27 protein-coding genes are annotated in these 25449 nt (G+C 73.8%); 14 read left to right on the top strand and 13 right to left on the bottom strand.

All coding sequences use genetic code 11. The annotated features are described in order from the left end of the window. Positions 1 to 151: 151 nt before the first annotated feature. On the top strand, positions 152 to 1330 hold the full coding sequence (locus tag ASG94_RS22115) for a hypothetical protein (RefSeq protein WP_056924751.1): 1179 nt from the start codon (positions 152 to 154) through the stop codon (positions 1328 to 1330). 21 nt (positions 1331 to 1351) lie between these two features. After that, complete coding sequence (locus tag ASG94_RS01950; RefSeq protein ID WP_082623872.1) at positions 1352 to 2362, top strand: threonine aldolase family protein; 1011 nt, start codon at positions 1352 to 1354, stop codon at positions 2360 to 2362. Here the strand turns inward: ASG94_RS01950 and ASG94_RS01945 are convergent. Beyond that, on the bottom strand, positions 2331 to 2813 hold the full coding sequence (locus tag ASG94_RS01945; RefSeq protein ID WP_056924750.1) for a GNAT family N-acetyltransferase: 483 nt from the start codon (positions 2811 to 2813) through the stop codon (positions 2331 to 2333). The genes ASG94_RS01950 and ASG94_RS01945 overlap by 32 nt on opposite strands. 121 nt (positions 2814 to 2934) lie before the next feature. On the opposite strand from ASG94_RS01945, the gene ASG94_RS01940 reads away from it, so the two are divergent. Both ASG94_RS01940 and ASG94_RS01935 read left to right on the top strand, forming a co-directional pair. Beyond that, a complete protein-coding gene (locus ASG94_RS01940; RefSeq protein WP_056924749.1) occupies positions 2935 to 3855 on the top strand; it encodes an ABC transporter ATP-binding protein in 921 nt (306 codons plus the stop codon). After that, complete coding sequence (locus ASG94_RS01935) at positions 3852 to 4670, top strand: ABC transporter permease subunit (protein WP_056924748.1); 819 nt, start codon at positions 3852 to 3854, stop codon at positions 4668 to 4670. Before ASG94_RS01940 ends, ASG94_RS01935 begins: the two co-directional genes overlap by 4 nt. A 54-nt stretch (positions 4671 to 4724) precedes the next feature. Here ASG94_RS01935 and ASG94_RS01930 read toward each other — a convergent pair whose 3' ends face one another. The 5 genes from ASG94_RS01930 to ASG94_RS01910 form a co-directional block, all read right to left on the bottom strand. Beyond that, positions 4725 to 5528 (bottom strand): zinc ribbon domain-containing protein, encoded by an 804-nt coding sequence (locus ASG94_RS01930; protein WP_156411376.1) that lies wholly within the window; start codon positions 5526 to 5528, stop codon positions 4725 to 4727. A gap of 48 nt (positions 5529 to 5576) precedes the next feature. Beyond that, positions 5577 to 6467 carry a DMT family transporter gene (locus ASG94_RS01925; RefSeq protein ID WP_082623871.1) on the bottom strand — a complete coding sequence of 297 codons (891 nt, stop codon included), beginning with the start codon at positions 6465 to 6467 and terminating at the stop codon, positions 5577 to 5579. Next, on the bottom strand, positions 6464 to 7351 hold the full coding sequence (locus tag ASG94_RS01920) for a deoxyribonuclease IV (protein WP_056924746.1): 888 nt from the start codon (positions 7349 to 7351) through the stop codon (positions 6464 to 6466). Before ASG94_RS01920 ends, ASG94_RS01925 begins: the two co-directional genes overlap by 4 nt. 18 nt (positions 7352 to 7369) lie before the next feature. Then, complete coding sequence (gene pknB, locus ASG94_RS01915) at positions 7370 to 9496, bottom strand: Stk1 family PASTA domain-containing Ser/Thr kinase (protein WP_056924745.1); 2127 nt, start codon at positions 9494 to 9496, stop codon at positions 7370 to 7372. A 152-nt stretch (positions 9497 to 9648) separates the two neighbouring features. Then, a complete protein-coding gene (locus tag ASG94_RS01910) occupies positions 9649 to 10461 on the bottom strand; it encodes a lytic transglycosylase domain-containing protein (RefSeq protein WP_056924744.1) in 813 nt (270 codons plus the stop codon). 180 nt (positions 10462 to 10641) lie between these two features. On the opposite strand from ASG94_RS01910, the gene ASG94_RS01905 reads away from it, so the two are divergent. Genes ASG94_RS01905 through ASG94_RS01895 form a run of 3 tightly spaced genes read left to right on the top strand, consistent with a single transcriptional unit; the run spans position 10642 to position 11873 of the window. Beyond that, the gene (locus ASG94_RS01905) at positions 10642 to 11013 is read left to right on the top strand and encodes an Rv2175c family DNA-binding protein (RefSeq protein ID WP_056924743.1); all 372 of its coding nucleotides are present in this window, start codon (positions 10642 to 10644) and stop codon (positions 11011 to 11013) included. Positions 11014 to 11034: 21 nt separating this feature from the next. Next, on the top strand, positions 11035 to 11445 hold the full coding sequence (locus tag ASG94_RS01900) for a ribonuclease domain-containing protein (RefSeq protein ID WP_056924742.1): 411 nt from the start codon (positions 11035 to 11037) through the stop codon (positions 11443 to 11445). Further along, positions 11442 to 11873, top strand: coding sequence for a barstar family protein (locus ASG94_RS01895; protein ID WP_056924741.1), 432 nt, complete (start codon positions 11442 to 11444; stop codon positions 11871 to 11873). The genes ASG94_RS01900 and ASG94_RS01895 overlap by 4 nt, the downstream gene beginning before the upstream one ends. A gap of 140 nt (positions 11874 to 12013) precedes the next feature. Here ASG94_RS01895 and ASG94_RS01890 read toward each other — a convergent pair whose 3' ends face one another. Next, positions 12014 to 12205 (bottom strand): hypothetical protein, encoded by a 192-nt coding sequence (locus ASG94_RS01890; RefSeq protein WP_056924740.1) that lies wholly within the window; start codon positions 12203 to 12205, stop codon positions 12014 to 12016. A gap of 369 nt (positions 12206 to 12574) precedes the next feature. Here ASG94_RS01890 and ASG94_RS01885 point away from each other — a divergent pair, with 369 nt between their 5' ends. Further along, on the top strand, positions 12575 to 13105 hold the full coding sequence (locus tag ASG94_RS01885; RefSeq protein ID WP_162260774.1) for a GNAT family N-acetyltransferase: 531 nt from the start codon (positions 12575 to 12577) through the stop codon (positions 13103 to 13105). A gap of 358 nt (positions 13106 to 13463) precedes the next feature. Here ASG94_RS01885 and ASG94_RS01880 read toward each other — a convergent pair whose 3' ends face one another. The 3 genes from ASG94_RS01880 to ASG94_RS01870 all read right to left on the bottom strand — a co-directional run bounded on the left by ASG94_RS01880 (position 13464) and on the right by ASG94_RS01870 (position 16097). Next, positions 13464 to 14057 carry a hypothetical protein gene (locus ASG94_RS01880; RefSeq protein WP_056924738.1) on the bottom strand — a complete coding sequence of 198 codons (594 nt, stop codon included), beginning with the start codon at positions 14055 to 14057 and terminating at the stop codon, positions 13464 to 13466. Between the two features lie 67 nt (positions 14058 to 14124). Beyond that, on the bottom strand, positions 14125 to 14910 hold the full coding sequence (locus tag ASG94_RS01875) for a phosphotransferase (protein WP_056924737.1): 786 nt from the start codon (positions 14908 to 14910) through the stop codon (positions 14125 to 14127). 107 nt (positions 14911 to 15017) lie between these two features. Beyond that, a complete protein-coding gene (locus ASG94_RS01870) occupies positions 15018 to 16097 on the bottom strand; it encodes a polyprenyl synthetase family protein (RefSeq protein WP_235537088.1) in 1080 nt (359 codons plus the stop codon). Between the two features lie 63 nt (positions 16098 to 16160). Here ASG94_RS01870 and ASG94_RS01865 point away from each other — a divergent pair, with 63 nt between their 5' ends. Together ASG94_RS01865 and ASG94_RS01860 are read left to right on the top strand one after the other, a co-directional pair. Beyond that, positions 16161 to 17048 carry a methylenetetrahydrofolate reductase gene (locus ASG94_RS01865; protein ID WP_056924735.1) on the top strand — a complete coding sequence of 296 codons (888 nt, stop codon included), beginning with the start codon at positions 16161 to 16163 and terminating at the stop codon, positions 17046 to 17048. A gap of 37 nt (positions 17049 to 17085) precedes the next feature. Then, positions 17086 to 17682: an SIMPL domain-containing protein gene (locus ASG94_RS01860; RefSeq protein WP_056924734.1), complete on the top strand. Its 597-nt coding sequence runs from the start codon at positions 17086 to 17088 to the stop codon at positions 17680 to 17682. A gap of 29 nt (positions 17683 to 17711) precedes the next feature. On the opposite strand, the gene ASG94_RS01855 is transcribed toward ASG94_RS01860, so the two are convergent. Genes ASG94_RS01855 through ASG94_RS01845 form a run of 3 tightly spaced genes read right to left on the bottom strand, consistent with a single transcriptional unit; the run spans position 17712 to position 20140 of the window. After that, positions 17712 to 19034 (bottom strand): phytoene desaturase family protein, encoded by a 1323-nt coding sequence (locus tag ASG94_RS01855; protein ID WP_056924733.1) that lies wholly within the window; start codon positions 19032 to 19034, stop codon positions 17712 to 17714. Between the two features lie 48 nt (positions 19035 to 19082). Then, positions 19083 to 19667, bottom strand: coding sequence for a DUF4126 domain-containing protein (locus ASG94_RS01850; RefSeq protein WP_056924732.1), 585 nt, complete (start codon positions 19665 to 19667; stop codon positions 19083 to 19085). Beyond that, positions 19667 to 20140 carry a YbaK/EbsC family protein gene (locus tag ASG94_RS01845; protein ID WP_056924731.1) on the bottom strand — a complete coding sequence of 158 codons (474 nt, stop codon included), beginning with the start codon at positions 20138 to 20140 and terminating at the stop codon, positions 19667 to 19669. Before ASG94_RS01845 ends, ASG94_RS01850 begins: the two co-directional genes overlap by 1 nt. Before the next feature lie 57 nt (positions 20141 to 20197). Here ASG94_RS01845 and ASG94_RS01840 point away from each other — a divergent pair, with 57 nt between their 5' ends. The 4 genes from ASG94_RS01840 to ASG94_RS01825 all read left to right on the top strand — a co-directional run bounded on the left by ASG94_RS01840 (position 20198) and on the right by ASG94_RS01825 (position 25446). Continuing rightward, positions 20198 to 20653 carry a hypothetical protein gene (locus ASG94_RS01840; protein ID WP_056924730.1) on the top strand — a complete coding sequence of 152 codons (456 nt, stop codon included), beginning with the start codon at positions 20198 to 20200 and terminating at the stop codon, positions 20651 to 20653. Between the two features lie 165 nt (positions 20654 to 20818). Next, positions 20819 to 21172, top strand: coding sequence for a DUF6504 family protein (locus ASG94_RS01835; protein ID WP_056924729.1), 354 nt, complete (start codon positions 20819 to 20821; stop codon positions 21170 to 21172). Between the two features lie 10 nt (positions 21173 to 21182). Then, entirely contained in the window at positions 21183 to 21656 is a 474-nt protein-coding gene (locus ASG94_RS01830; RefSeq protein WP_056926223.1) for an SAV_6107 family HEPN domain-containing protein, read from the top strand. Next, positions 21646 to 25446, top strand: a complete 3801-nt coding sequence (locus ASG94_RS01825) for a DNA polymerase III subunit alpha (protein ID WP_056924728.1) — start codon at positions 21646 to 21648, stop codon at positions 25444 to 25446. The genes ASG94_RS01830 and ASG94_RS01825 overlap by 11 nt, the downstream gene beginning before the upstream one ends. The last annotated feature ends 3 nt before the right edge of the window (positions 25447 to 25449 follow it).

Here is a 25449-nt window from a genome sequence, read left to right as displayed (position 1 = left end):
GGGCGCGACCGAGGAGGGTCGAGCCAGCCCGCTCGGGCGAGCTCGCGAGCACGGGCGACGGCGGGTCGAGACACAGAGCGCGCACGGCCTGACCCACGCGGATGTCGGCGTTCCCGCCCCGCGGTCGCGACACTGACCCACACTGGGCGCCATGGCGCGCGCACGGGGGACCGAGGTGGCCCACGCCCTCCGGGCCCTGGCCGCGCCCGCGTCGGTCCTCGCGCTCGTCGTGCTGGTCCTCAACGACCACGTCCTGAAGCAGGCGTACCCCGGGATCCTGACCGGCAAGCTGAGCGACGTGGTGGGCCTGGTCGTGGCCCCGCTGCTCCTCGCGGTGCTCCTCGCCGCGCTCGGCCTGCGCCACCCGGCGCCGACCGCGACCATCCTGACCGGGGTCGGGTTCGTCGTCGCGAAGACCTCCGCCACCGGCGCGGCCGCCACCAGCGCGGCCTGGAGCCTGAGCGGCGTGCCCACCCTGATCCGACCCGACGTGACCGACCTCCTGGCGCTGCCCGCGCTCGGAGTCGCGTGGTGGGTCGACCGACAGGTACGACGGTCGCCGGCGCTGCCGTGGCGTCGAGTGGTGGCGGTCGGGTCCGGGATGGCGGTCCTGCCCGTCGCGGTGCTGGCCACGGCTGCGACCGGCTGCGCCGAGGGCATGGCCCTCACCTCGGCGTCCCGCGTCGAGGGCGACTTCCCGGGACGTCCTCGCCGGGTCGAGCAGCGGCTGACGATCGGTGAGCACTCCTCGATCAGCTACACGATCGACGCGACGCGGACGATCGAGCGCCCCGAGGTCCAGCTGTCGTCCGCGGAGCGGAGCGGGCTCCAGCAGTGCGACCCCACCGAGCCGGAGATGTGCTGGCGGATCCTCGACGACGGTGTCACGGTCGAGCACAGCGTCGACGGCGGCCGCGACTGGGAGCCCGAGCTCGACCTGACGCAGGACCAGGTGGAGGCCCTGGTCGAGGAGGTGGGCGACGACTGCGGCGACGAGGCGCACGTCGCGGCGTTCGACCTCGCGCTGCTGCCGACCGACGGGGAGCCCGTCCTGGTCGTCCCCATCGGGCAGGCCGGCGTGTACCTCCGGGGGGAGGACGCGGCATGGGTGCGCTACTCGATCCCGGAGCTGTACGACCTCGTGGCCACGAGCACGATCGAGCCCCCGCGGCCCCGCGTGACGCCGCTGGACCAGCCGCAGGAGGAGCGGGAGCCGGGGGAGCCCGACCCGACCGACGAGCAGACGCCGACGTGCGCCCGGCCGACCCCAACGACGGTGACGCCCCACCCCAGCAACGGCCCGCCGACGACGTACGACGTCTGTCCCTGAGCCACGTGATGGGATGGGCGCGTGATCGACCTGCGCTCCGACACCCTGACCCGTCCGACCGAGTCCATGCGGGCCGCGATGGCGACCGCGGAGGTGGGTGACGACGTCTACGCCGAGGACCCGACCGTCAACGCGCTGGAGGACCGGGTCGCCGCGATGTTCGGCCACGAGGCGGCGCTCTTCACCCCGACCGGGTCGCTGGCCAACGTGCTGGCCGTCCGCAGCATCGTCGGGGTCGGGCAGGAGGTGCTCTGCGAGTCCAGCGCCCACATCGCCCGCGCCGAGCTGGGCGCGCACGGGGCGATCACCGGACTGACCATGCGCACCTGGACGGACCCGCGCGGACAGGTCGACCTGCCCGCGATCGAGCGGCTGTACGCCCCCGACATGGGGCCCTTCTTCGTCGCCACCGCCGCCGTGTCGGTGGAGTGCACGCACAACTTCGCCGGGGGGACCGTGCTGCCCGTCGAGGACCTGCGCGCGCTGCGCGCCTGGGCCGACGGCGTCGACACCCGGATCCACATGGACGGGGCCCGCATCTGGAACGCGCACGTCGCCTCCGGCACCCCGCTCGTGGAGTACGGCGCGGTGGCCGACGTGATGGCCGTGTGCCTGTCCAAGGGACTGGGCGCCCCGGTGGGCTCGCTCATGATCGGCAGCCGCGACGCGATCGCCGAGGCCCGGGTGTGGCGCAAGCGGCTCGGGGGCGGGATGCGCCAGGTCGGCATCCTCGCGGCGGCCGGCCTGCACGCCCTCGACCACCACGTCGAGCGGTTGGCCGACGACCACGCGCACGCCCGGCTGCTCGCGGAGGCGTGCGGCGTCGACCCCGCCACGGTGGACACCAACATCGTGGTGGTCGAGCGCGACGACGCGGCGCGCTTCGTCGCACGGGCCGCCGAGGAGGGCGTGCGGGTCGCGCCCGTCGGACCACGCGCCGTACGCCTCGTGACGCACCTCGACGTCAGCACCGACGACGCCCGGCGCGCCGCTGCCGTGCTCAGCCGGGTCGCCGCCACTCCAGGCGGATGATCTCCTCGCCCTCGTGCAGGCTGGCCCGGTCCCCGGTGTCCACGAAGCCGCACGAGCCGTAGAGGCGCAGTGCGCGGCGGTTGGTGGCGCGGGTCCACACGCTGAGCCGCGTCCACGCCGTGCCCTCCGGCGTCGCCTGCAGCGCCCGGACCAGTGCGCCACCGATGCCGCTGCCCCAGTAGCGGGGATCGACGAAGACCATCGCCACGTGCCCGCAGGCGGGGTCCTCGACCCCGCCCTCGGCGTACGGCTCGGCGACCACCATGCCGGCCGGACGGGCGCCGTACGTCGCGAGCAGGGCGACCGGGCTGTCGCGGACCTTCGCCTCCACCCGCGCGCGACGCTGGCCGGTGGGCGTGCCGCCGACCGCCTCGCGGGCCGAGGCCCACACCTCGACCGCCGCGGCGAGCTGCTCGGGGCCGCTGATGGAGGTGATGACGGTGCGCGGCACGGGACCAGCCTAGGAGGAGCACCTCGGGGGCGACCCCGAGACGACCTCGGGGTGCGGCCGTGGTCGTTCCCAGCGTTGTCCCCGATGTGCGCGGGTGCCCGCCCGGGAGAGCGTGGGGCCCATGATCACAGTCGAGTCACTCACCCGGACGTACCCTTCGACAGGCTCAGGACGGCGCGGCGGCTTCACGGCCGTCGACGACGTCACCTTCACCGCCCGGCCCGGCCGGGTCACCGGCTTCCTCGGACCCAACGGCGCGGGCAAGTCCACCACCATGCGGATCATGGTCGGCCTCACCCCGGCCACCTCGGGCTCCGCCCTCATCGACGGCGTCCGCTTCGTCGACCTGACCAACCCCGGCCACGAGGTCGGGGTCCTCCTCGATGCCTCGGCCCAGCACGCCGGGCGCACCGGTCGCGAGATCCTGACCATCGCGCAGCGCACCATGGGGCTGCCGAAGGGGCGCGTCGACGAGATGCTCGACCTGGTCAGCCTCACGCCGCTGGAGGCGGGCCGCCGGGTCCGCAACTACTCCCTCGGCATGCGGCAGCGGCTCGGCATCGCCGCCGCCCTCATCGGCGACCCCCGGGTGCTGATCCTCGACGAGCCGGCCAACGGCCTCGACCCGGCGGGCATCCGCTGGATGCGCGACCTGCTGCGCGACTTCGCGCAGCGGGGCGGCACCGTGCTGCTGTCCTCCCACCTCCTCCACGAGATCGAGGTGATCGCCGACGACATCGTGGTCATCGGCCACGGCCGGATCGTCGCGCAGGGCACCAAGGCGGAGCTGCTCGCGGGGGCCGGCACCCTGGTCCGCACCCCCGACGCCGAGGTGCTCGGGCAGGCCCTGGCCGCCGCGGGCGTCTCCTGCAGCGCCGTCGACGGCGGACTGCGCACGGACGCCACCCCCGATCTGGTCGGTCGCGTCGCCCTCGGCGCGGGCGTCCCCCTCACCGAGCTGAGGTCCGGCGACGGCGCCGGCCTGGAGGACATGTTCCTCGAGCTCACCTCCGACACCCAGCGAGAAGGAGCAGCGGCATGACCGCCACGACCGTCCAGCCCACGACCCTCCCCACCACGGCTGCCCCGCGCGAGCGCAGGGCGGTCCCACCGATCGGCATGGGCCGGATCGTCGGCGTCGAGCTGCGCAAGATGTTCGACACCCGCGCCGGCTTCTGGATGCTGATGAGCATCGCGATCCTCTCGGTGCTCGCCACCGGGGCGGCGATCCTCTTCGCGCCCGACGCGGACATCGACTTCCAGCTCTTCGCCAGTGCCATCGGGATCCCGATGTCGATCATCTTGCCGATGATCGCGATCCTGTCGGTCACCGGTGAGTACACCCAGCGCACCGGCCTCACGACGTACACGATGATCCCGCGCCGCGGCCGCACGATCGCCGCCAAGGCGATCTCGGCCGTCCTCGTCGGCGTGGTGTCGATGTTCGTCGCTCTCGTCGTCGGAGCGCTCGGCAACGTGGTCGGCTCCGCCATCGCGGGTGTCGACACGACGTGGAACGTGTCGGTGTCGGAGTTCGCCGGCATCGTGCTGGCCCAGGTGCTGGGCATGACCGTCGGCTTCATGCTGGGCGTGCTGCTGCGCAGCTCGGCGGCCGCCATCGTTGCCTACTTCGTCTACTCGCTCGTGCTGCCGAGCCTGCTGATGCTGCTCGCCGGTGCGCAGTCGTGGTTCGCCGACCTCCAGCCGTGGGTCGACTTCAACTACGCCAGCTCCCGGCTCTACGACGGGACCATGACGGGCGAGTACTGGGCCCAGCTCGGCACCAGCAGCGTCGTCTGGCTGGTCGCGCCGCTCGCCGTGGGCCTGGCCCTGGTGATGCGCTCCGAGGTGAAGTGACGCAGGTCGTACGACGCGCGGCCGGGCCCCGGTGGGGTCCGGCCGTCGCGCTGCTCAGGCGGGCGTGCCGGAGAGGACGACCTCGCTGATCGCGGTGTAGTCGCGACCCAGGGGCCCCGCTCCGGGCGGCGTCACGGTGGCGATGCGGAGCTCCACGGTCCGGGTCGTGACCGGGTCGATCCGCACCCGCTGGAGCCGGCGCACCTCGCGGAGGTCGTGGCCCACCGTGGAGCCGTCGTCGAAGACCCACAGGACGCGGGTGATGCGCCGGTTGAGCGGGTACCAGTCGACGAGGGACGACCCGTCGGGCACGGTCTTGGCGTAGCCGTTGACCAGCCCGACGGAGGTCAGTGTGGTGGGCCGCCGCAACGTGAAGGTGATGGTGCTGCCGGTGGCGTCCCCGCTGACGCGCCACGAGGTCTGGGGGACGCCGTCGACCATCTGGTCCGCAGCGAATCCCACGGTGCTGCCGTCGAGGTCGGTCGTGACCGGCGCCGGCGCCGGGGCCTCGATGCGGGCGCGGGGTGCGACGTCGACCGGCCGGCGCTGCCCACCGGCGGTCTCGGGACCCTCGGTCGACGGGCCGCCCGGGGTGCCGGCGGGCTCCGCGGCGTCCTCGTCGCCCCCCAGGCAGGAGACGAGAACGACGAGGAGCAACAGGGCCAGGACCGCGCCGACGACGGCCAGCAACCACGGCGGTCGCAGCGGGCGCGGGGCCGGTCCGGGCGTCGCGGACGTTGCCTCGTCGAGACGGGGGAGCACCTCGGACTCGGGGACGGGCTGGCCGATCGGGTGCCCGCAGTTGGTGCAGAAGCGGCCCACCCCGAGCTCATGGCCGCACCGTGCACAGGTGCTCATGACCCCAGCCTAGGGTGCCGTCCGCGACCCGTCCGCCGATCGCGACGCTCACACGGCGATGTGCGAGACCTCGGCCTCCACCTTGCGCCGCGGCACGAGCTCGACCACCAGCATCGCGGTGAGCACCATCAGCCCGCCGACGACGAGTCGCGCGGTGACGTCCTCCCCGCCCAGCCAGACCGCGAAGGACGCCGCGAAGACCGGCTCCATGCTCATGATGATCGCGGTGCGCGTGGGTGGCAGGTGCGCCTGGGCCCAGGTCTGGCCGAGCATCGCCAGGGCGCCGGCGAAGAGGGCCATGTAGACGACCGAGAGCCAGTCCCGACCGGTCGAGGGCAGCACGATCCCGTCGGGCACGGTGGCGACGAAGCACACGACGGTGATGACGACGATCTGCAGGATCGACATCCCGACGGCGTCCCGCGGGGTCGACCAGGCGCCCAGCCCGACGATGTGGAGCGCGTAGAGGACGGCCGACACCAGGGTCACCGCCTCGCCGTACCCCAGGCTGAGGCCGCTCAGCGTCAGCACGGCGAGCCCGGCGGTCGCGAGGGCCACGGCCGCCCACGTCATCGCCGTGATCCGGGTGCGCAGGATCGCCGCGGCCAGGACCGGGGTCAGCACGACGTACATCCCGGTGATGAAGCCGCTGACGCTGGCCGGGGTGTGCGCGAGCCCGCCGGTCTGGAGGATCTGCGCGACGCCGTACACGAGGCCCAGCACCACCGCGTGACGGCGCACCGTCGGGGACAGCCGGGCGATCGCCCGCGGCGCGACGAGCAGCATCGCGACGCTGGCGATCGCGAACCGCACCGCCAGGAAGTCGAGGGTCGGCACCCGGTCCAGCAGGTCCTTGATCAGGATGAACGTGGATCCCCACATGGCCGTCATGGCCAGCAGGGCCAGCGCGGCGAGGATCGAGGTACGCCGCTCGCTCACGCCGCCGCCTCCGCCCGCAGGCGCCGCAGCACGTCGAGGTCCGGGTTGCCCACGTCGCGCGAGCCCGGCGTCTCCAGGATGAACGGGACGCCCTCGGTCGCCGGGTGCGCGAACAGCTCGCGGAACGCGTCGGTGCCGATGTGTCCCTCACCGATGCGCTGGTGCCGGTCCTTGAAGGCGCCGCGCACGTCCATCGAGTCGTTGGCGTGGATCAGCCGTAGCCGGCCGGGCCCGCCGATCTCCACGATCCGGTCCACCGTCGCGGTCGCCCCGCCGGGCTCGTCGAGGGGCGCGCCGGCGGCGAAGACGTGACAGGTGTCCAGGCAGATGCCCGCCCTCGGGTGGAGGTCGAGGGCGGCGAGGTAGGGCTCGAGGTCGTCGACCCCGGCGCACAGCGACCGCCCCTGGCCCGCGGTGGGCTCGAGCAGCAGCCACGGCGCGTGATCCGGGTCGAGCGTGTCCAGCACCGGCAGCAGCCCCTCGCGGACCCGGCGCATCGCGGCGTCGTACTGCTCCCGCGACCCGGTCGAGTCGACGTACGAGCCTGTGTGGACGACGACGCCCTCGGCACCGATCTCGACCGCACGGCGCAGGGTGTGGGCCACGACGCCGACCGAGCGCTCCCAGGTGAGCGGGGTCGGGGAGCCGAGGTTGACGAGGTACGGCGCGTGGATGAAGGCGCGCAGCCCGCGCCGCGCGCACTCCTCCCGGAAGCGCTCGTCCTCCGCGGGCCTGCCCGGGGAGTGGGCCCAGCCGCGCGGGTTGCCGGTGAAGACCTGGAGCGTCTCGTGGCCCACCGCCTCCACCTGCGCGAGGGCTCCCGCGACGAGCCCCTTGCCGACCGTGACGTGGGTGCCGATCGGGTTGCGGAGCTCGGGTGTCACAGGGGAGAGGCTAGGGGCTCAGATCAGGTAGAGCGTGATCGTGGAGCCCTTGGGCGCCATCGTCCCGGCGGACGGGTCGGAGCTGAAGACGAAGCCGACCCCGATGTACTGGTCGCTGTTCTCGACCTCCACGACGAAGCCGAGGGCCTCGAGCTCCTCGGTGGCGGCGTCGACACCCTTCGCGACGACCCTCGGCACCTCGACGAGCTCCGGGCCACGGGACACCACGAGCTGCACGGTGTCGCCCTTGAAGAGCGGACCGACGGTCGGCTCCTGCGAGATCACGTCGCCCTCGTCGACGGTGTCGCTGTACTCCTCGCCGGTGACCTCGACCACCAGCTTGCGCTTCTCCAGGGCCGCGGTCGCCTGGTCGGCGTCCTTGCCGGTCCAGTCCTTGATGTCGATGGGCCGGCGACCCTTGCTGAGCACCAGGTCGACGGGTGCGTCGGGCTTGAGGACCTCGCCCGCGGGCGGGCTGGTCCGCAGGACCTGCCCCGCGGGCACGGTGTCGCTGAACTTCTCGGTGCTCTCGCCGAACGCCAGGTTGCCCTGCTCGAGCGCGTCCTGCGCCTGGTCCTCCGTCATGCCGGCCAGGGCCGGCACCTCGTAGCGCTCGGGGCCCAGGGACACGACCAGGGTGACCGTGCCGCCGTCGAGGACGCGGTCGCCGGGATCCGGGTCGGTGCCCAGCACCAGCCCGGCGGCCACCGTCTCGGAGTAGCGGGGATCGCCCTCCTCGGCGTCGAGCCCGGCCTTGGCGAGCTCGGCCGTCGCGGTGGTTGCGTCGACCCCGAGCACGCCCGGGGTCACGGTGTAGCGCTCCCACCCGAACCACCACGCACCGCCGCCGAGGCCGGCGACCAGCAGCACGACGAGAACCAGCGCGAGCGGGCCCTTGAGCGACCGCGACCGGGCCGTGGTGACCACGGGCGCGGCGGCGCTGGGCTGCCGCGACGGCCGGCGGGCGGTCGGGGCAGGTGCCGCGGGGGAGGACGTCGGGCCGGCGGCGGGCACCGCCGCCGCGGCCACGGCGGTCCGGTCGAAGGCGGTCGTGTGGTGGCTGTCCCCGACGATCTCGGCCCGCGGGTCGCCGGGGGGCGGCTGCAGGCGGGCGCTCAGGTTGGCCATCTCGACCGGGTCGAAGGGCTCCGGCGTCGTGTCCTCGTCCTGCTGGTCGCTGCCGGCGTCCACGTACGCCGAGGGCGCCAGGTCGGCGGTCAGGTCGGCGTCGTCGGTGACACCCTCGCGCAACGCCTGGGTGACCCGGTGGATCTGGTGCAGCAGCACCCCCGCGTCGGCGGGTCGCTGGGTGCGGTCGCGGCAGGTGGCCCGGGCGACGAGCGCGTCGACGTACGCGGGGAGGCCCGGCTGGACCGTCGACGGCGGAGGGACGTCCTCGTGCACGTGGCGGTAGGCGACCTGGATCGGGCTCTCGCCCTCGTGCGGCTTGCGGCCGGTGAGCAGCTCGTAGAGGACGACGCCGGCGGCGTAGACGTCGGCGCGCGCGTCGGCACGGCCGTCGACCACCAGCTCGGGGGCGAGGTAGGAGACCGTCCCGATCAGGACGCCGCCGGTGGCGGTGTGCTGGGTGTCGGCGCTGACGGCCTTGGCCAGCCCGAAGTCGGCGACCTTGACGCCGCCGCCGTGGGCCTCGTCGGCGATGAGGACGTTCTCCGGCTTGACGTCGCGGTGGATCAGGCCCGCGCGGTGGGCGGCGGCCAGCGCCGAGACGACCGGCTCGAGGAGCGCGAGGGCCCGCAGCGGCGCCATCGGCGGCTCCTTGCGGATGACGTCGCGCAGCGTGTGCCCGGGCACGTACTCCATGGCCAGGAAGACCGTGCCGTCGTCGTCGCCCTGGTCGTAGACCGCCACCACGTGCGGGTGGTTGAGCCGCGCGGCGGCGCGGGCCTCGCGCACGAAGCGCTGGGCGAAGTCGTCGTCGTCCCCGAGGCCGGGGTGCATCACCTTGACCGCGACGGTCCGGTCGAGCCGGATGTCGGTGGCCTCGTAGACGCTGGCCATGCCACCGCGGGCGATGCGTCCCCCGATGCGGTAGCGGCGGTCGAGGAGGCGACCGACCAGCGCGTCGGCAGCACCGCGCGCCGGGCCGCGACCGGGCCCGGTCGGCTCGTCGCGTGACTCCACAGCTCGACCTCCATCGCCGGACGGGGAAGGATCCGGTGGCCCCATCGTACGAATCCGGCGCGCGGACGCGGCCGCTGCGCCCCGCCCCGGCGTGGCGCAGGCCCGCCCGGGGTCGCTGATCGCCCGGGGCGCGTCGTCCGTCGGTACGCCGCTCAGGCCGGCGGGCGGCCGGCCTCGAGGCGCTCCTTGATCGCGAGCACGTTGGCGACGTACGCCTTGGTCTCCCCGTAGAGGCCGTGGGCCTCGAGCGCACCGAGCCCCTGGTAGTAGGCGCCGACCTGGTGGCGGCGGTTGCGGGTGTGGTCGTCGAGCACGCCCAGCAGCAGCACCCCCGCGGTGGCGTTGTCCTTGAGGACCCGCAGCCGCAGGTCGCGACCGGCGTACTGCTCCATCCAGCGCCCGGTGTCGGGCAGGACCTGCATGGCGCCGACGGCGCCGGCGCTGGAGACACGGTGCATCTGCCACCCGGACTCCTGCCAGCTGACGGCCAGCGCGAGCTGCGGGTCCACGCCGCGGTAGTTGGCGGCCCGGGTGATGGTGCGGCGCACCCGGTCGCGCGACGGGTGGCCGGCGGACCCGCCGTCCGAACCGCCGCCGGTGCCCCCGCCGTGCTGGGGCTTGCCCTTGTCCTTGCCCCCGCCGCCCTTGCCCTTGTCCTTGCCCCCGCCGCCCTTGCCCTTCGACGGACCCCTGTCCTTGTCCCGGGCCTTCGTGACGACCGGGATCTCGATCCGCTGCCCGACGCGCAGCCGGCCGGAGGAGTCGAGGTGGTTGTGGGAGATCAGCTCCGCGGTCCAGGCGTGGAAGCGGACGGCGAGCCCGGTGGCGGTGTCACCGGCCTTGACGGTGTAGGTCTTGAGATGGCGTCCCTGGGGGAGTCGCTCGTGGTCCGCGGCGGCCGGCGCGAGCGGCGCGAGCATCAGGGCCGCCGTGGCGGCCGTGGCCGCGATCAGGGGTCGTCGCACGTCGGTTCTCCTCGTCCTCGCCGCGGCGCCCGGTCTCGTCGGAGACCGAGGGGAAGGCATCGCGGCGAGCGCTCGACGTTACGCACCGCGACCCGGTCCAGACCAGCCGACACCGGGTCGGGCGTGTCGGGGACGGCCTCGATCACCCCGCGTGGGCCCGCTCGTGGAAAACTGCGTCCCATGAGCGACGTACCCCTGTCCGAGGCGGATCTGGACGCCCTCGTCCCCGAGTGGCTGAGCTGGGACCAGGCCGGCGCTGCCCTCGGTGTCACCCCCGCCAAGGTGCGCACGATGATCCGCGACCACGAGCTGGCCGGGGCCGTGCCCCGCCCGGGCGCCGGCCCCCAGGTGCCCGCCGACTTCATCCAGGACGGCCTCGTCGTCAAGGGCCTGCCCGGGCTGCTGACCCTGCTGCACGACCGCCACTTCGACGACCGCGAGTGCATCGCGTGGATCTTCACCGACGACGACCTCCCTGGTCGCCCGATCGACGCGCTGCGCGAGAACCGCGGCTCCGAGGTCAAGCGCCGCGCCCAGGTCCTCGGCTTCTGACGCCGGCGGGCTGAGCGGATCATGCGCACGGGGCAGCGGAGCACGATCGCGCTGGTGGTCGCCGTGCTCCTCGCCGCCCTGGTGTGGTGGACCCAGGGCAGCGGCGACACCTCAGCCGACGACGGGGCCCGGCCCGGGACGGACCCCTCGAGCGGGCTGTCACTGGTGCGGCTGGCCGACCTCCCGCCCGAGGCGACCGACACCGTCGCGCTGATCGACGCCGGCGGGCCGTTCCCCGAGGACGAGGACGGCGGCACCTTCGGCAACCGCGAGGAGCTCCTCCCGGACCGCCCCGAGGGCTACTACACCGAGTACACCGTGCCGACCCCCGGCTCGGACGACCGTGGCGCGCGGCGCATCGTGGCCGGACGCGACGGCGAGCTCTACTGGACCGAGGACCACTACGCGTCCTTCGAGAGGATCGAGCGATGAGCGGTCTCGCGGCCCTGCTGGCCGGCCGGGTCGACCCCGGCACCTACCTGTGGCACGGCGCCTTCGACGTCGACGACGTACGCCGCACGGTCGAGCACGCCGGCTGGGCGCTCGCCCACGTCGACGGCTGGGTCGCGGACGGCAAGGCCGAGTTCCTGGCGGCGGTGGGGGAGTCCCTCGACTTCCCCGACTGGTACGGGCAGAACTTCGACGCCCTGGCCGACTGCCTGCACGACATCGGCGCCGGTGCCGAGGGAGTGGTGCTGCTGTGGGACGGCTGGGCGACGCTGGCGCGCGGGGACGAGAAGGCCTTCGGCATCGCGCTCACCGTCCTGGGGTCGCGGGTGCACGCCGACCGCGGGGTGCCCTTCGCGGTGCTGCTGCGCGGCGAGGGGCCCGAGGTGGCCGGGCTGCCCAGCCTGGACTGAGCGGCCGGTCGGCCTCGCCGGGCGTGTACCGCCCATTGCGGGGTGAGTGACGCGATCACCGTGCCGGGCGAGTCGCACGTCGGCAGATCGGCTCGCTCATCGCGCCAGGTCCGCGCATCGCGGGCGACTCAGCAGCTTGATCAGTGCGGCTTGTGCGCGAGCCAGACGGCTCCCGACGCGGGATGCCCGGGGCCGAGCGAGATGGTTGCGTCGACGGCTGGTCCGGCGTCGCGCAGTAGGGCCGCGTAGGAGCCCGGGGAGCGCCGTGCGAAGAGCACGCGCATCGAGAGTCCGCCGTAGCCCTCGGTCTTGACGTACGCGCTGTCGCCCACCGGCGGCGCAAGGTGGTCGATAGGAGCGCTCCCGCGAAGCAAATGCGTGGCCTCTCAGCCCGCTGTGCGTCTAGTCTCGCGCGATGGTCTCAGAATGGGAGCAGGCGATCGTTCAGCCCGCCGTAGGATCGCCGCCGGCATACACCTGCCACGCCCGGACGTCCGCTCCCCGGGGCGGCGTTGAACTACGCCACCTCATCGGGTGCCCGAGGCGCCTGCCGTTGGCGGTCTCGTCGGGGTCGCGCTTCGGCACCGCTTGCCACGTCCGCTGATGGGCTCCAACCTCGCTAGCCGCACCGGGTCGGCCGCGCGGTCTGACGCACGTCTCCTTCGCAGGCCACAAGCCGCAACGACAGACAGGGTTCGATCGTGCTGACGTTCCCCATCCGCACCGAGCGACTGGAGCTCGCACCGCTCACACACCCGGACCGCGACGCCTTTGTTGCGTATCGCCGTATCCCGGAGGTGGCACGCTGGCAGAGCTGGACCCCGGACTTCTCCGAGGCAGACGCGGACAACCTCATCGCCTCCCAGCCCAGCTCGATCGAGTCCAAGTCCGGGCGTTGGCTGCAGATCGCCGTTCGACGCGACGGCACGCTGGTCGGCGACGTCGCCGTACACGCGCTCGCCGAGCAGCCCGACAGCTACGAGGTCGGGGTCACGATCGCGCCAGCCTCCCACGGCTCGGGGTACGCCACCGAGGCGCTGGGTGCTGTGATCGGCGGGCTCTTCGACGCGCAGGGCGCCCATCGGGTGTTCGCTGTCACCGATGCGCGCAACGAGCCAGTCGCCCGGCTGTTCCGGCGGCTTGGATTTCGACACGAAGGACGCAACATCGCCGCTGACTGGTTCAAGGGCGAGTGGACGAGCGTCGACACCTGGGCGGCGCTGCGGACCTAGATCTGCTCCGCGCACGTGCTGCGCCCCGGCTGGGAACCGACCTCGACGTCGCTGGGACCTCAAAGCAGCCAACGCCTACAAGAGCGGCCCCACGGCGGGCGCTCCGAGCGTGGCTATCGGCACGAGTTCAGGAGGTCACGTCCGACACATCGGCGGAGACCGGCGAGCGACTTGGCCGTCTCGGGTACGGGGAGTTCGAGGACTACACGCCTTGGCCCAACATCCGGATCTCGGCGGATCCGTGCGCACCGTGTGACGGTGCCCTCAAGTGCACCCGCGCGAGCTGGCTCCCCGACCGCGGGCGCTGAGGTGAACCGGACGGTGCCGTGGCGATCGACCATCGGGAGCACTTGCGACGTCACGTGGCGGACAGCACCAGATCGGCCGACCGGGCCGGGTCCACCTCTGCCGCGTACGCATGTCCTTCCGGGATCCATTTCGTGTCCCAGAGGTCGAGCTCGGCCTGGTCGTCGCCCTGAAGCAGGTTGCGCGCCTTCGCCCTGGCGCCGGCGACGTCCGGGTCGAGGTCGATCCACACGGTCAGGTCGAACCAGCCGTGCGTGCGGTCGTGGATGAGTCGGATGCCCTCGATGATGAGGACCGGGGGCATCACGTGGTCCTCGACTCCGGTCTGGCCCGTCCACCAGCGATAGTCGAAGCGGAGCCGATCAGGCGCAGGGACGCTGCGTACGGCCTCGACCAGCTCCTCGATGAGTCGCCAGTCATGCTGCTCCCACATACCGGCGCGCGGGCCGCACGTCGTGGCGTAGAAGCAGTCGGTCGGGACGACCTGGTCGGGAGCGAGGCCCAGGTCGGCGCCGAGCCTCTCGGCCAGGGTCGACTTGCCGGAGCCCCCGTGCCCGCTGATCCCGATCACTGGGATGCGATCGGCGGACGCGACCAGCGCTCGGGCCCGTGCCAGGAGGTCGTCGTACGTCGTCGAGGTCGCCATCGCGCGTCATGTTGCCGGGTCGCAGCGGCGATCGCCAGCGGTTTCGTTCGGCGGCGCACGCAGGGCGTCAGCCGGAGAACCGGGACCTGTTCGCCTCGATCCACGCGATCTCTGCCAGCTCTTCCCTCTCGACGCTGCCCTCAGCGACCCAGGTCTTCTGCGGTTCGTGCCCCTGATCCGCGAGGAAGCGGACGTGCTCGATGGTGGCGTGGATGCGTCGAACGACGGCGTCGGCAACGTCGAAGTCGGCCGGAATCCCATACGCGTCGAGGAAGGCCTCGATGCGCGCCCGGCGGTCGGGGACGTGCGGGAAGTGGTGCCATTCAAGGGCCGATTCGTCGTCTCGCATGGGAGCGAACCACCGGAGGGCGTACACCACGTCGTCGAGCCGTGGCGCGCGGTGGAGGAAGTCCCAGTCGATGAGCGCGACTGCCTCTCCGTTCCGCCAGACAAAGTTCCAAGGTCCCGGATCGCCATGGACGAAGACGTCCCCGCCGCCTTCGGCCGCCGGGGCGGCGAAGACCGCGTCGTCAGGTGGGACCCAGCCGGCAGAGGCGTCGTGGATGCGCCGCAGCAAGCGCGCTGCCGACCGCAACCCCTTCTCGTCGTGCTGGTTCTTCCAACCGTCGCCGCCGCTTTCGCCACCGATGAAGCGAAGCGTCTCCGTCTCCTCGTCCAGCGACAGCGGCTCGGGCACGCAGTCCAGGTCCTTCTCGCGAAGATGCCGCAGGAACGAGTGCACGGTCTGGGTGTGCGGCCCGGCCGGTCGAGTGACCGTCTCGGCCGTCAGCTCGATCGGCCGGAACTGCTCGTTCACCTCTGCCGCCCTGCTCCGTGCCTCGTCGTTCGTCATGACGGCACCCTCACACGAGCAGCGGCCGAGTCACGACCGAATTCTCGGCAGCGCGCACGCTCCTCGCCGGATCCGGTCACTGGCGTCGTCGACAGGGACCTACCCGGTCACACGGTGCGCTGGGTGGCGGAGGCGGCCAGCTCGCGCAGCACGCCGCGGGCGACGTCGTCCACGGTGGGCGTGTCCAGGGCCGAGACCGCCCGCTCCGCGAGCGCGCCGATGACCTCCTCCACCTGCGCGTGCGCGCCGGAGCGGTCGATGATGTCGCGCAGCTCGGCCACCGCGGCCTCGTCGAGGCGGGTGCCGAGGGACGCGTCGAGGCGTCGGGCGCCGTCGCGGTCGCTGCTGTCGAGGGCCAGGGCCACGAGCACCGTGCGCTTGCCCTCCACGAGGTCGTCGCCGGCCGGCTTGCCGGTCGCCACCGGGTCGCCGTAGACGCCGAGCAGGTCGTCGCGCAGCTGGAACGCCTCGCCGAGCGGCAGGCCGAAGCGGCTCAGGTCCTCGAGCTGGGCCGGCGTGGCCCCGGCCAGGGCGGCCCCGACGTGCAGGGGCCGCTCGATGGAGTACTTCGCGGACTTGTAGCGCAGCACCGTCATCGCGGTGTCGACGTCCGCGTGCCCGCGCGCCTGGACCGACACGTCGAGGAACTGCCCCGCGATCACCTCGGTCCGGCACAGGTCGAAGACGTCGAGGGCCGGTACGACGCTCGCGAGCGGCAGGCCGCAGCGGCGCAGCAGCTCCTCGGACCAGCCCAGCAGCAGGTCGCCGAGGAGGATGGCCGCGGCGGCGCCGTACTGGTCGGCACGTCCGCGCCACCCGGCGCCGCGGTGCTCGCCCTCGAAGGCGCGGTGGGTCGCGGGCCGGCCGCGGCGGGTGTCGGAGGCGTCCATGTAGTCGTCGTGCACCAGCGCGCTCGCGTGCAGCAGCTCGAGGGCCGCGCAGGCGCGGGCCAGGGCGTCCTCGTCCGGGACGTCGGGCCGGATCGCGCGGTAGCCCCAGTAGCAGAACGCGGCCCGGAAGCGCTTGCCGCCACGGACGCTCGTGCGGGCCTCGGCCATCAGCCGGGAGGCGTCGTCGCCCAGCGGGGCGAGGAGTGCGGCCTGCTCGTCGAGGAAAGCGTCGAGCACCGCCTGGATGCGATCTCGGAAGTCGGCGGGGTCCCACGACGTGCTCACCGGGCTGGTCACCCGGGGAGCCTAACCAGTGGACGCATGCGGTCCGGCACCCGTCGGATACCTAGGCTGGGCGCCATGACCCAGGGACGCGGCCGGATGCGCGCACGCCTCGAGAGCGGCGAGCCCTCCTTCTCCTTCGAGTTCTTCCCGCCCAAGGACGCCGAGGGCGAGGAGCAGCTCTGGAGGGCGATCACCGAGCTCGAGCCCTACGACCCGACGTTCGTCTCCGTGACGTACGGCGCGGGCGGCAGCTCGCGCGACACCACGGTGCGGATCACCGGGCGGATCGCCCGCGAGACGTCCCTCGTGCCGGTCGGCCACCTCACCTGCGTCGGCCACACCCGCGACGAGCTCGAGGGCATCCTCGACAGCTACGCGGCGGCCGGCGTCGGCACCGTGCTCGCCCTGCGGGGCGACCCGGAGGATGGTCCGCGCGCCGAGTGGGTGCCCACCGCGGGCGGGCTCGCCCACGCCAGCGACCTGGTCGAGCTGGCCAGCCGGCGGGGGGACTTCGCGGTCGCCGTCGCGGCGTTCTCGCTGGGCCACCCGTCCGCCGAGTCCCTCGAGCACGACGCCCGGGTGCTGCTGGCCAAGCAGCAGGCGGGTGCGGAGTTCGCGATCACCGACATGGTGTTCTCGGCCGACGACTACGCCGGCCTGCTCGAGCGCTCGAGCGCCGTCGGGGTGGACATCCCGGTGCTGCCGGGGATCATGCCGATCCTCAACCTGCGCCAGGTCTCGCGGATGGCCGAGCTCTCCGGGCACCCCGTGCCGGAGGCGGTGCGCCGCCGCCTCGCGCCCCACGAGCAGGACCCGGCCGCGCTGCGTGCCGAGGGCATCGCGATGGCCGCCGAGCTGTGCGAGGCGCTGCTCGCCGCCGGGGCCCCGGGGCTGCACTTCTACACGCTCAACCGCTCCAAGGCGACGCGCGAGATCTTCACCGCGCTGCGGATCACCGTCTGAGTCGGGCGGGCCTCGACACGGTCGCTACGGTGCATCCATGACCGCCCCCCGCACCGTCACCGTGACCGGTCACGGAGTCGCCACCGTCGTCCCTGACTCGGCCATGGTCCGCGTCTCCGCCGTGCACCGCGCGGCCGGTGTGGCCGAGGCGTTGTCCGGGGTGTCCGCGTCGGCCGAGCGCATCGGCGACGTGGCACGCGAGCGTGGCCTGATGCCCGGCTCGACCGGTCTCAGCGTCTGGCCGTGGCACGACCAGGAGAGCCGCCCCGGCGGCTTCGAGGCCCGGCACTCGCTCGCGGTCCGCTGCCCGACGGTCGCCGAGGCGGGCGACCTGCTCTCCGCGCTGGCCGACGCCGTCGGTGACGCCCTGGTCGTGGACGGCGTCTCCCTCGACGTGAGCGACCCCTCCGACGCCCGGAGCACCGCCGCCGAGGCCGCCTGGGACGACGCCCGCGCCCATGCCGCGCACCTGGCCGCCCTCGCCGGTGCCGAGCTGGGGGACGTGGTGGCCATCGCCGAGGGGATGTCCTCCGCGGGCGGTCCCGTGGTTGCCGGTGCCCAGCTCGGCGCGCGCCTCGAGCCGGGGGAGTCGGCGGTGCAGGGCGCCCTGACGGTCACCTGGGCGCTGGCCTAGTCACACCCCCCGGGGTTCGGCGCCCGCTCTCAGGCGGGGCCGACGGCCTGCGCGACCAGCGCCGCGGAGAGCCCGACGAACGGCAGCCCGGACCCGGGCGTCGCGTGCGCCCCCGCGGCGTACACCCCCGGCACCGGCGTCGTCGGGCCGAGCCGCGCCCGGACCGTCGCCCGTCCCTGCCAGAGCACGCCGAGCGGCGAGCCGCCCCAGGCGTCGACGAGGTCGCGCGGCGACCGGTCGACCCGTACGACGACCCGGTCGCGGACGTCGAGCCGGTGCCGCGCCAAGGCCAGGAGGAGGTCCTCGGCGAGCCGGCCGCGGCCGTGCACGGTCCAGGCGGCCGCCCCCTCGGGCGCCCGCCCGCCGGTGCGGACCACCAGCATCGGGTCGCCGTGCAGGACCACCTCGTGCGGCAGGTCCGGCAGGGCGTCGGCGTCCGAGAGCCCGAGGTGGCAGACCACGGGCGGGATGGCGGGCATGGTGCGCGCGACGTGGGGGGCCAGGGCCGGGAGGCGACGGGGGTCGACGGCGCAGACCACGACGTCGGCGTCGAGCTCGCCGGCGGACGTGGCGACAGCGGCCACGCGCCCCTCGCGCACCACGAGGTCGTGCGCGGTCGTGCCCGTCAGCACGGTCACTCCGCGCGTGCCCAGCCGTTCGGCCAGCACCGTGCCGAGCCGGGCCATGCCGCCCGGGACCGTCCAGGAGCCGAACCGCTGCTCGACGTACGCCAGGACGCCCTGCCACGCCGGGACGTTGCGCAGGTCGTGCCCGTCGGCGACGAAGGGGTGTCCGGCAACGAGCCGCAGCCGCTCGTCGCGGAACGTCCGGCGCAGCCGCCGGTGCAGCACCTCGCGGCCGGTGAGCAGGTCCGTCAACGCCTTCGGGGCCAGCGCCGCGTCCCACGGCCGCTCGAGGTGGTCGCGACGCAGCAGGTCCCAGGCGTCGGAGTAGGACGCGACGTGCGCGACCCACTGCTCGCCCAGCCCCGGGCCCAGTGCGTCGAACGCGGCCAGCTGGGCCGAGCGCGAGCCGCCCGGCAGGCGCAGGACGGACCCGTCCTCGAAGCGGTGCTCGCGGACCAGGTCGCGGGCCACCAGGTCGACGTCGCCGGGCTCACGCTCCAGCGGCCGGCCGGTCTTGCGGAAGAGGTCGCGGACCACGGCGGGCAGCAGGGTGCTGGTCGGCCCGGCGTCCCACCCGAAGCCCTCGTCGGTCGAGACGCTCGACAGCGCGCCACCGAGCGACGGCGACCGCTCGACGAGGGTCACCTTGTGGCCCAGCTTGGCCAGCCGGGCGGCCGACGCGAGCCCGCCGAACCCGCCACCCACCACCACCACCACGCGCGCCATGGCGAGCAGACTAGGCGGCGAGACCCCGACGCACGCCCGGCGGCCCGCCTAGGTCGGGACGGGTTCGCGCTTCTTCCACCGTCGCCAGCCGCGGCGCACGAACCGGCCGACGACGACCAGCATCATCAGGCCCACGGCCAGGAGCACCGCAGCGACCGCCGCGGCCAGCTGAGGGTGCTCGAGCGCCAGCCACACCACGCCGAGCACGGTGAGGTCCTCGGTGACACTGGCGGTGACGTTGGTGACCGGCTCGGGGGAGGAGTTGATGGCCAGCCGGCCCCCGGCCTTGACCAGGTGCGAGAGCAACGCGGTGCCACCGCCGACGACCCCGAGGACGGCCTGGTCGAGCGACGTCGCGTCGCCCGCGAGGAGCACGCCGATCACCGCACCCACGGTCGGCCGGATCGCGGTCGAGATCGCGTCCCACGTGGAGTCGAGGTAGGGGATCTTGTCGGCGACGAACTCGACGGCGAACATGAAGCCGGCCGCCGCGAGGACGTCCCAGCGTCCCAGCACGTCGGGGATGCCCGCGACGTCGCCGACCCGGTCGGCGATCCCCAGCACCAGCACGACGAGGTAGGCGTTGACGCCGCTCGCCCAGCCGCCGGTGAACGCCAGCGAGAGGGACTCCATCAGGCGACGGCGATCTCGGTGGCACCGGTCATCGCGACCAGCTCGTCGTACGTCGTGGAGAAGACGGCGGCGGGGTGGCCCGCGGCGGCCCACACCACGTCGTACGCGCGCAGGTCGGTGTCGATCCAGGTGCCGACGGGCGCCGGGTGGTCGAAGGGGGAGACGCCGCCGATGACCTGGCCGGTGTGCCGACGCACGAAGTCCGGCGTGGCCCGCGCGAGCTCCTGCACGCCGACCGTGGCCGCTGCCTTGCCCACGTCGACCCGGTGGGCGCCCGAGGTGAGGAGGAGCACGGGCACGCCGCCGGCGTCGAAGAGCAGGCTGTTGGCGATCGCGCCCACCTCGCAGTCCAGCGCCGCCGCGGCGAGTGCGGCCGTGTGGACCGCATCGGGCAGGATGACCACGTCACCGGTGCCGCCGCGCCGGGTCAGCTCGTCTCGAAAACTGATGACCGACGGATGCTCGCTCGCCATGCCGGGAGCCTAGCCACCGTTCGACTCCTGAGGGGAACAGCCTTGTTGCGTCGCCAGGTGCCCGCGTCCGTCGACCACGCGCTGAAGGTGCTCATCGCCATCGTGCTCGCCAGTGCGGTCACCGCGCTGATGACGTGGGTGCAGCGCGACGAGGTGATCCTCTCGTGGGCCAAGGGCAACCCGTCCGCCCAGGAGATCCTCAACGCCGGCGGCCTGGAGGCGCTGCGCGAGAGCGCGATCGTGCCCAAGTTCGTGCCGCTGGCCGTGGTCTGGTTCGTCGTCTTCCTGCTGCTGGCGATGGTGCTCGCGGCGTTCCTGGTGGACGGGCACGGCTGGTCCCGGCTGGTCCTGACGCTGATGGCCGTCTTCGGGGTGCTCGTGGCCGCGCTGGGCCTGCTCAACCACCTGCCGGCGCTGTTCGTCGCGCTCTCGGTGCTGACCATGGTGCTCAACGTGCTCCTCGTGTTCTTCCTCTGGCGCAGGGACACCAGCGCCTACCTGCGCGCCCACTGAGGTTTCTCCACCTGCTGCCGTTCGCCTCTTGACCCGCTGTCGGTGGGGGCGTGTACCTTTGGCCGTGTTCGAACACCTGTTCGGACGCGGCCTCGGTGGCGGTGACCTCGACCCCCACCGCCACCGAGGCCGGTGGCGGGGTCGACGAGTGGGCAGGAGGCACGCATGAGGCTGTACGACGACCCCGTCGAGGTGCGACGGGGAGAGACCGAAGGGCCCGACCAGTTCCTCTGGCACGGTCGGTTGTGGAAGGTCCGCGCGGTGCTGGCGCACTGGGTGGAGACGGCGCCGTGGTGGCAGTCCTCCGGGGCCCGCGCCGTGATCGGCTCCGACGACGCCGGCGCCACCCTGACCGCGTCCCCGCCCACGACCGGCGACGACCTGCTCGTCGAGCGTGAGCTGTGGCGGGTGGAGGCCGGCCGGGGCTCCGGGGCGACCGGCGCCGAGCGGTCGGGCGTCTTCGACCTGTCCTTCTCCTGGACCGACGGCACCTGGCAGCTCGTCGGCTGTGCGGACTGAGGTGGACGAGGTGACCCGAGCGACGGCCCCGACCCTCAACCCGCACCTGCTGCCCGCGACCACCCACTCCTACCTCGCCCGCGCGGCCGAGTCCCTGCAGGAGTCGATCTCGGCGCGTGACGTCCCGACCCGCTACGCCTGCGCCCACGTGGCCGCCCTGCGCGCGGCCGCGGCGCTGCTGGCCGCTCGCGCCCACCCGGCTCCCCGGGCCCGCCGCCAGAAGAACGCGTGGGTCCTGCTGGCCGAGGTGGCGCCCGAGCTGGAGGAGTGGGCCCGGTTCTTCGCCGCCGGCGCGAGCAAGCGTGCCGCGGCCGAGGCCGGCTCGACCCGGGCGGTGAGCGAGCGCGAGGCGGACGACCTGGTCCGTGACTCCGACCGCTTCCTGGCCGTGGTCGAGCAGGCGCTGGGCCTCGTGCCCCACGCGCCGGCCCGGACCAGCAGCCTGCCCGGCCACGGCCGCTTCGGAGAGAGCGGTGTCGCCTGACCCGTTCGTCCATCTCCACGTGGCGTCCGGCTACTCCCTGCAGTACGGCGCCTCGCACCCGCACGTCCTCGTGGAGCGCGCCGCGGAGCACGAGATGGACGCGCTCGCCCTCACCGACCGCGACGGCACCTACGGCGCCGTCAAGTTCGCCCAGGCCTGCAGCCAAGCGGGGATCCGGCCGGTCCTGGGGGTCGACCTGGCGGTCGCCCCCGTCGGTCCCGGCGGCCTCGCGGGTCCGGGGGGACGCCCGGGGGCTCCCGGGCGTCCCACGCCCGCGACGGCCCGGGAGCGCGCGCCGGTGCGCGGCGGCGCCCACCGCGACCTGCCCGTCCATCGCGGCGGCCTGCCGCGGGTGACGTTCCTGGCCGGCGGCAAGGCCGGCTGGGCGGCGATCTGCCGGATGGTCTCCGAGACCCACCTGGCCGGGGAGCGGGGCCGGCCGGTGGCCACCCTCGACCTCATCGCCCCGCACCTGGGCGCCGGCGACGTCATGGTGCTCCTCGGCCCCACCTCCGAGCTCGGGGTCGCCGCGGCCCGTCGCCGCGACGACCTCGGGCTGGCGGCGCTGGCGCCGTGGCTCGAGGTGGTGCCCCGCGACAACCTCGTCGTCGAGCTGGTCTCGCACCGGCTCCCCGGCGGGGGCAGTGGCGGCGGTGGCTGGGGTCCCGGCACCTCGCCGCACGCCGCCCGGATGGCCGGGATCGCCCACCGGGCCGGGCTCGGCACGGTCCTGTCCAACGCGGTGCGCTACGCCGACCGCCTCGACGCCCCGACCGTCGACGTGCTCGACGCGGCACGCCGGCTGGTGGCCCTGGACCGGCGCCACGTCGACCGGGCCAACGCCGAGGGCTTCCTCAAGTCCGGCAAGCAGATGCACGAGGTGGCCGAGGAGGTGTGCCGGCTGGCCGGGCTGGCCCACGACAGCGGCACCGAGGCCCGGCGGCTGCTGGCCCGCACCCGCGCCGTGGCCGACCGGTGCGCCCTCGACCCGCGCAGCGACCTGGGGCTGGGCGAGGTGCACTTCCCCGAGTTCGACCGGACGGGGGAGTCGGGCCGGTCGGCGCACGCGGTGCTGCGCGCGCGCTGCGAGGCCGGGATCGGCCGGCGTTACGGCCAGGCCCCCCGCCAGCGCATCTGGAAGCGCCTCGACGACGAGCTCGAGCTGATCCGCGGGCTGGGCTACGCCTCCTACTTCCTCACCGTCGCCGACATCACCGACCTCATCGGCGAGATGGGCGTACGCCGCGCGGCGCGCGGCTCGGGTGCCGGCAGCCTGGTCAACTACCTCCTCGGCGTCTCCGGGGTGGACCCGATCCGCCACGGGCTGCTGATGGAGCGCTTCCTGTCCCCGCTGCGCGCGTCGCTGCCCGACATCGACATCGACGTGGAGTCCGCCCGCCGCCTCGAGGTCTACGAGGTGATCCTCGCCCGCTACGGCGGGGACCGCTGCGTGTGCGTGTCGATGATGGACACCTATCGCGTGCGGCACGCGGTCCGCGACGTCGGTGCGGCCCTGGGCATGCCTCCCGGCGAGGTCGACGCGATCGCCAAGGCGTTCCCGCACATCCGGGCGCGCGACGCCCGCCAGGCCCTGCGCGACCTCCCCGAGCTGCGGGCCAGCGGGCTGGCGAGCGAGCGCCTCGACCTGATGTTCCGGCTGGTCGAGCGCCTCGACGGCCTGCCCCGCCACATCGCCGTCCACCCGTGCGGGGTGCTGCTCTCCGACGACACCCTGCTCTCCCGAACGCCCGTGGAGGCGTCGTACGCCGGGTTCCCGATGAGCCAGTTCGACAAGGACGACGTGGAGGCGCTGGGGCTGCTCAAGCTCGACGTGCTCGGCATCCGCATGCAGTCGGCGATGGCGCACGCGGTCTCGGAGATCTCCCGCGTCGACGGGGTCGAGCTCGACCTCGACGACGAGGTGCAGGTGCCCTTCGACGACGAGGTGACCTACACGATGATCAGCTCGGCACGCACCCTCGGCGTCTTCCAGATCGAGTCGCCCGGCCAGCGCGAGCTGGTGGGCAAGTCGGGCATCGAGTCCTTCGGCGACATCATCACCGACATCTCGCTCTTCCGTCCCGGACCGGTCAAGAGCGACATGATCACCCCCTACCTCGAGGCCAAGCAGGGCTGGAGGACCGTCCACTACCTCCACGACGACCTGCGCCCGATCCTGGAGCAGACCCAGGGCGTGGTGGTCTTCCACGAGCAGGTCATCGAGATCATCGCCCGGTTCGCCGGGGTCTCCTACGCCGAGGCCGACGAGAAGCGCCGCGCGCTCGGCGACGTCGAGGGGATGGCCGAGACCCGGGTGTGGTTCTTCCCGCGGGCACTCGCCCGGGGCTACGACCTCCCCCTGGTCACCCGCATGTGGGAGGTCGTCGCGGCCTTCGCGTCCTTCGGCTTCTGCAAGGCCCACGCGGCCGCGTTCGCCCTGCCCACCTACCAGTCGGCATGGCTCAAGGCGCACTGGCCGGCGCACTTCCTGTCCGGGGTGCTCACCCACGACCCGGGGATGTACCCCAAGCGACTGATCCTCCAGGACGCCCGCCAGTTCGGGGTCGGGGTGCTCGGGCTGGACGTCAACGCCTCCGAGACCTCCTACGTCGTCGAGCGCCTCGAGGACCACACCTACGCCATCCGGCTCGCGCTGGCCGAGCTCAAGGGGATCAGCGAGGCCGAGGTGTCGCGCATCGTCACTGCCCGCGGCGGCACCGGGCCGGGCTGCACGACCCCCTACGTCTCGCTCAGCGACTTCCACGCCCGGGCCCGGGTGTCCCGGCCGGTCCTCGAGCGGCTCGTGCTGGCCGGCGGCTTCGACGACCTCTACCGCATCGCGGGCGGCGACCACGAGGTCCGGCCCCGCGGACGGCTGACGCGTCGCGACCTGCTGCTCCAGGTCGCCGAGCTCGACCGGCACTCCCGGATGCTCGACCGCACCTCCCGCGGCCGCGGCCTGGCGGCCCGCCGTGTCTCGGCGCTGGTGCGTCCCGACGAGACCGCGCAGGACGCCGCCCGGCGCACCAGCTCCGACCCCGCCGTCCGGGCCGCGGCCCAGTCGCGGGCCGCCCGGCCGGTCCGCGAGGCCGACTCGGTCCAGCTCACCCTCCAGCTCGGTGACGAGCCCGGGGCGGGGGAGGTGGTCACCGGCCTGCCCGAGATGACCACCGACGAGCGGATGCGGGCCGAGCTGGAGATCCTGGGCCTCGACGTCAGCCAGCACGCGGTCGCCGCCTACGCCGACTTCCTCGACGCCCTCGGGGCCACGCGCAGCCGCGACCTGCTGCGTCGGCGCAGCCGGGCCGAGCTGCTGGTCGCCGGGGTCAAGGTCGCCACCCAGACCCCACCGATCCGGTCCGGCCGGCGGGTCGTCTTCCTGACCCTGGACGACGGGACCGGTCCGGTCGACTGCACGTTCTTCGAGGACGCCCAGGGCCCGTACGCCGCCACCGTCTTCCACTCGTGGCTCCTGGTGGTGCGCGGCGAGCTGCGACGCACCGGCCGCCGCGGGGTCTCCCTGCGCGCCACCGGAGCCTGGGCCCTGCCCGACCTGCACGCGTTGTGGCAGCGCGAGCGCAGCCGCGACGCCGCCCTGGCCGCGGTGCGCGCCGAGATCGACCGGGTCCCGGTCGGACGGGCCGACCCCGACGAGCCCCCGCACCGGCGGGTGCTGGTGCACTCCAGCGGGTTCCGGCTGTCGCCCTACGCCGACATCAAGCCGGCCGGCGACGACACGAGGGACGTCGCCCGCACGCTGTGGCACCGGAGTCCGGGGAGCCCGGGATGACGC

Source organism: Nocardioides sp. Soil805 (assembly GCF_001429625.1).
GTDB lineage: Bacteria > Actinomycetota > Actinomycetes > Propionibacteriales > Nocardioidaceae > Nocardioides.
The sequence above is the reverse complement of the archived record's forward strand: the minus strand, read 5'-3'. Positions and strand labels throughout refer to the sequence as shown.

What these genes read in the sequence shown, in the direction of transcription:
- ASG94_RS22115 (WP_056924751.1), top strand. Translation starts at nt 152, where the DNA reads ATGGCGCGCGCACGGGGGACCGAGGTGGCCCACGCCCTCCGGGCCCTG.
- ASG94_RS01940 (WP_056924749.1), top strand. Translation starts at nt 2,935, where the DNA reads ATGATCACAGTCGAGTCACTCACCCGGACGTACCCTTCGACAGGCTCA.
- ASG94_RS01935 (WP_056924748.1), top strand. Translation starts at nt 3,852, where the DNA reads ATGACCGCCACGACCGTCCAGCCCACGACCCTCCCCACCACGGCTGCC.
- ASG94_RS01930 (WP_156411376.1), bottom strand. Translation starts at nt 5,528, where the DNA reads ATGAGCACCTGTGCACGGTGCGGCCATGAGCTCGGGGTGGGCCGCTTC.
- ASG94_RS01905 (WP_056924743.1), top strand. Translation starts at nt 10,642, where the DNA reads ATGAGCGACGTACCCCTGTCCGAGGCGGATCTGGACGCCCTCGTCCCC.
- ASG94_RS01900 (WP_056924742.1), top strand. Translation starts at nt 11,035, where the DNA reads ATGCGCACGGGGCAGCGGAGCACGATCGCGCTGGTGGTCGCCGTGCTC.
- ASG94_RS01895 (WP_056924741.1), top strand. Translation starts at nt 11,442, where the DNA reads ATGAGCGGTCTCGCGGCCCTGCTGGCCGGCCGGGTCGACCCCGGCACC.
- ASG94_RS01880 (WP_056924738.1), bottom strand. Translation starts at nt 14,057, where the DNA reads ATGGCGACCTCGACGACGTACGACGACCTCCTGGCACGGGCCCGAGCG.
- ASG94_RS01875 (WP_056924737.1), bottom strand. Translation starts at nt 14,910, where the DNA reads ATGACGAACGACGAGGCACGGAGCAGGGCGGCAGAGGTGAACGAGCAG.
- ASG94_RS01865 (WP_056924735.1), top strand. Translation starts at nt 16,161, where the DNA reads ATGACCCAGGGACGCGGCCGGATGCGCGCACGCCTCGAGAGCGGCGAG.
- ASG94_RS01860 (WP_056924734.1), top strand. Translation starts at nt 17,086, where the DNA reads ATGACCGCCCCCCGCACCGTCACCGTGACCGGTCACGGAGTCGCCACC.
- ASG94_RS01855 (WP_056924733.1), bottom strand. Translation starts at nt 19,034, where the DNA reads ATGGCGCGCGTGGTGGTGGTGGTGGGTGGCGGGTTCGGCGGGCTCGCG.
- ASG94_RS01850 (WP_056924732.1), bottom strand. Translation starts at nt 19,667, where the DNA reads ATGGAGTCCCTCTCGCTGGCGTTCACCGGCGGCTGGGCGAGCGGCGTC.
- ASG94_RS01845 (WP_056924731.1), bottom strand. Translation starts at nt 20,140, where the DNA reads ATGGCGAGCGAGCATCCGTCGGTCATCAGTTTTCGAGACGAGCTGACC.
- ASG94_RS01835 (WP_056924729.1), top strand. Translation starts at nt 20,819, where the DNA reads ATGAGGCTGTACGACGACCCCGTCGAGGTGCGACGGGGAGAGACCGAA.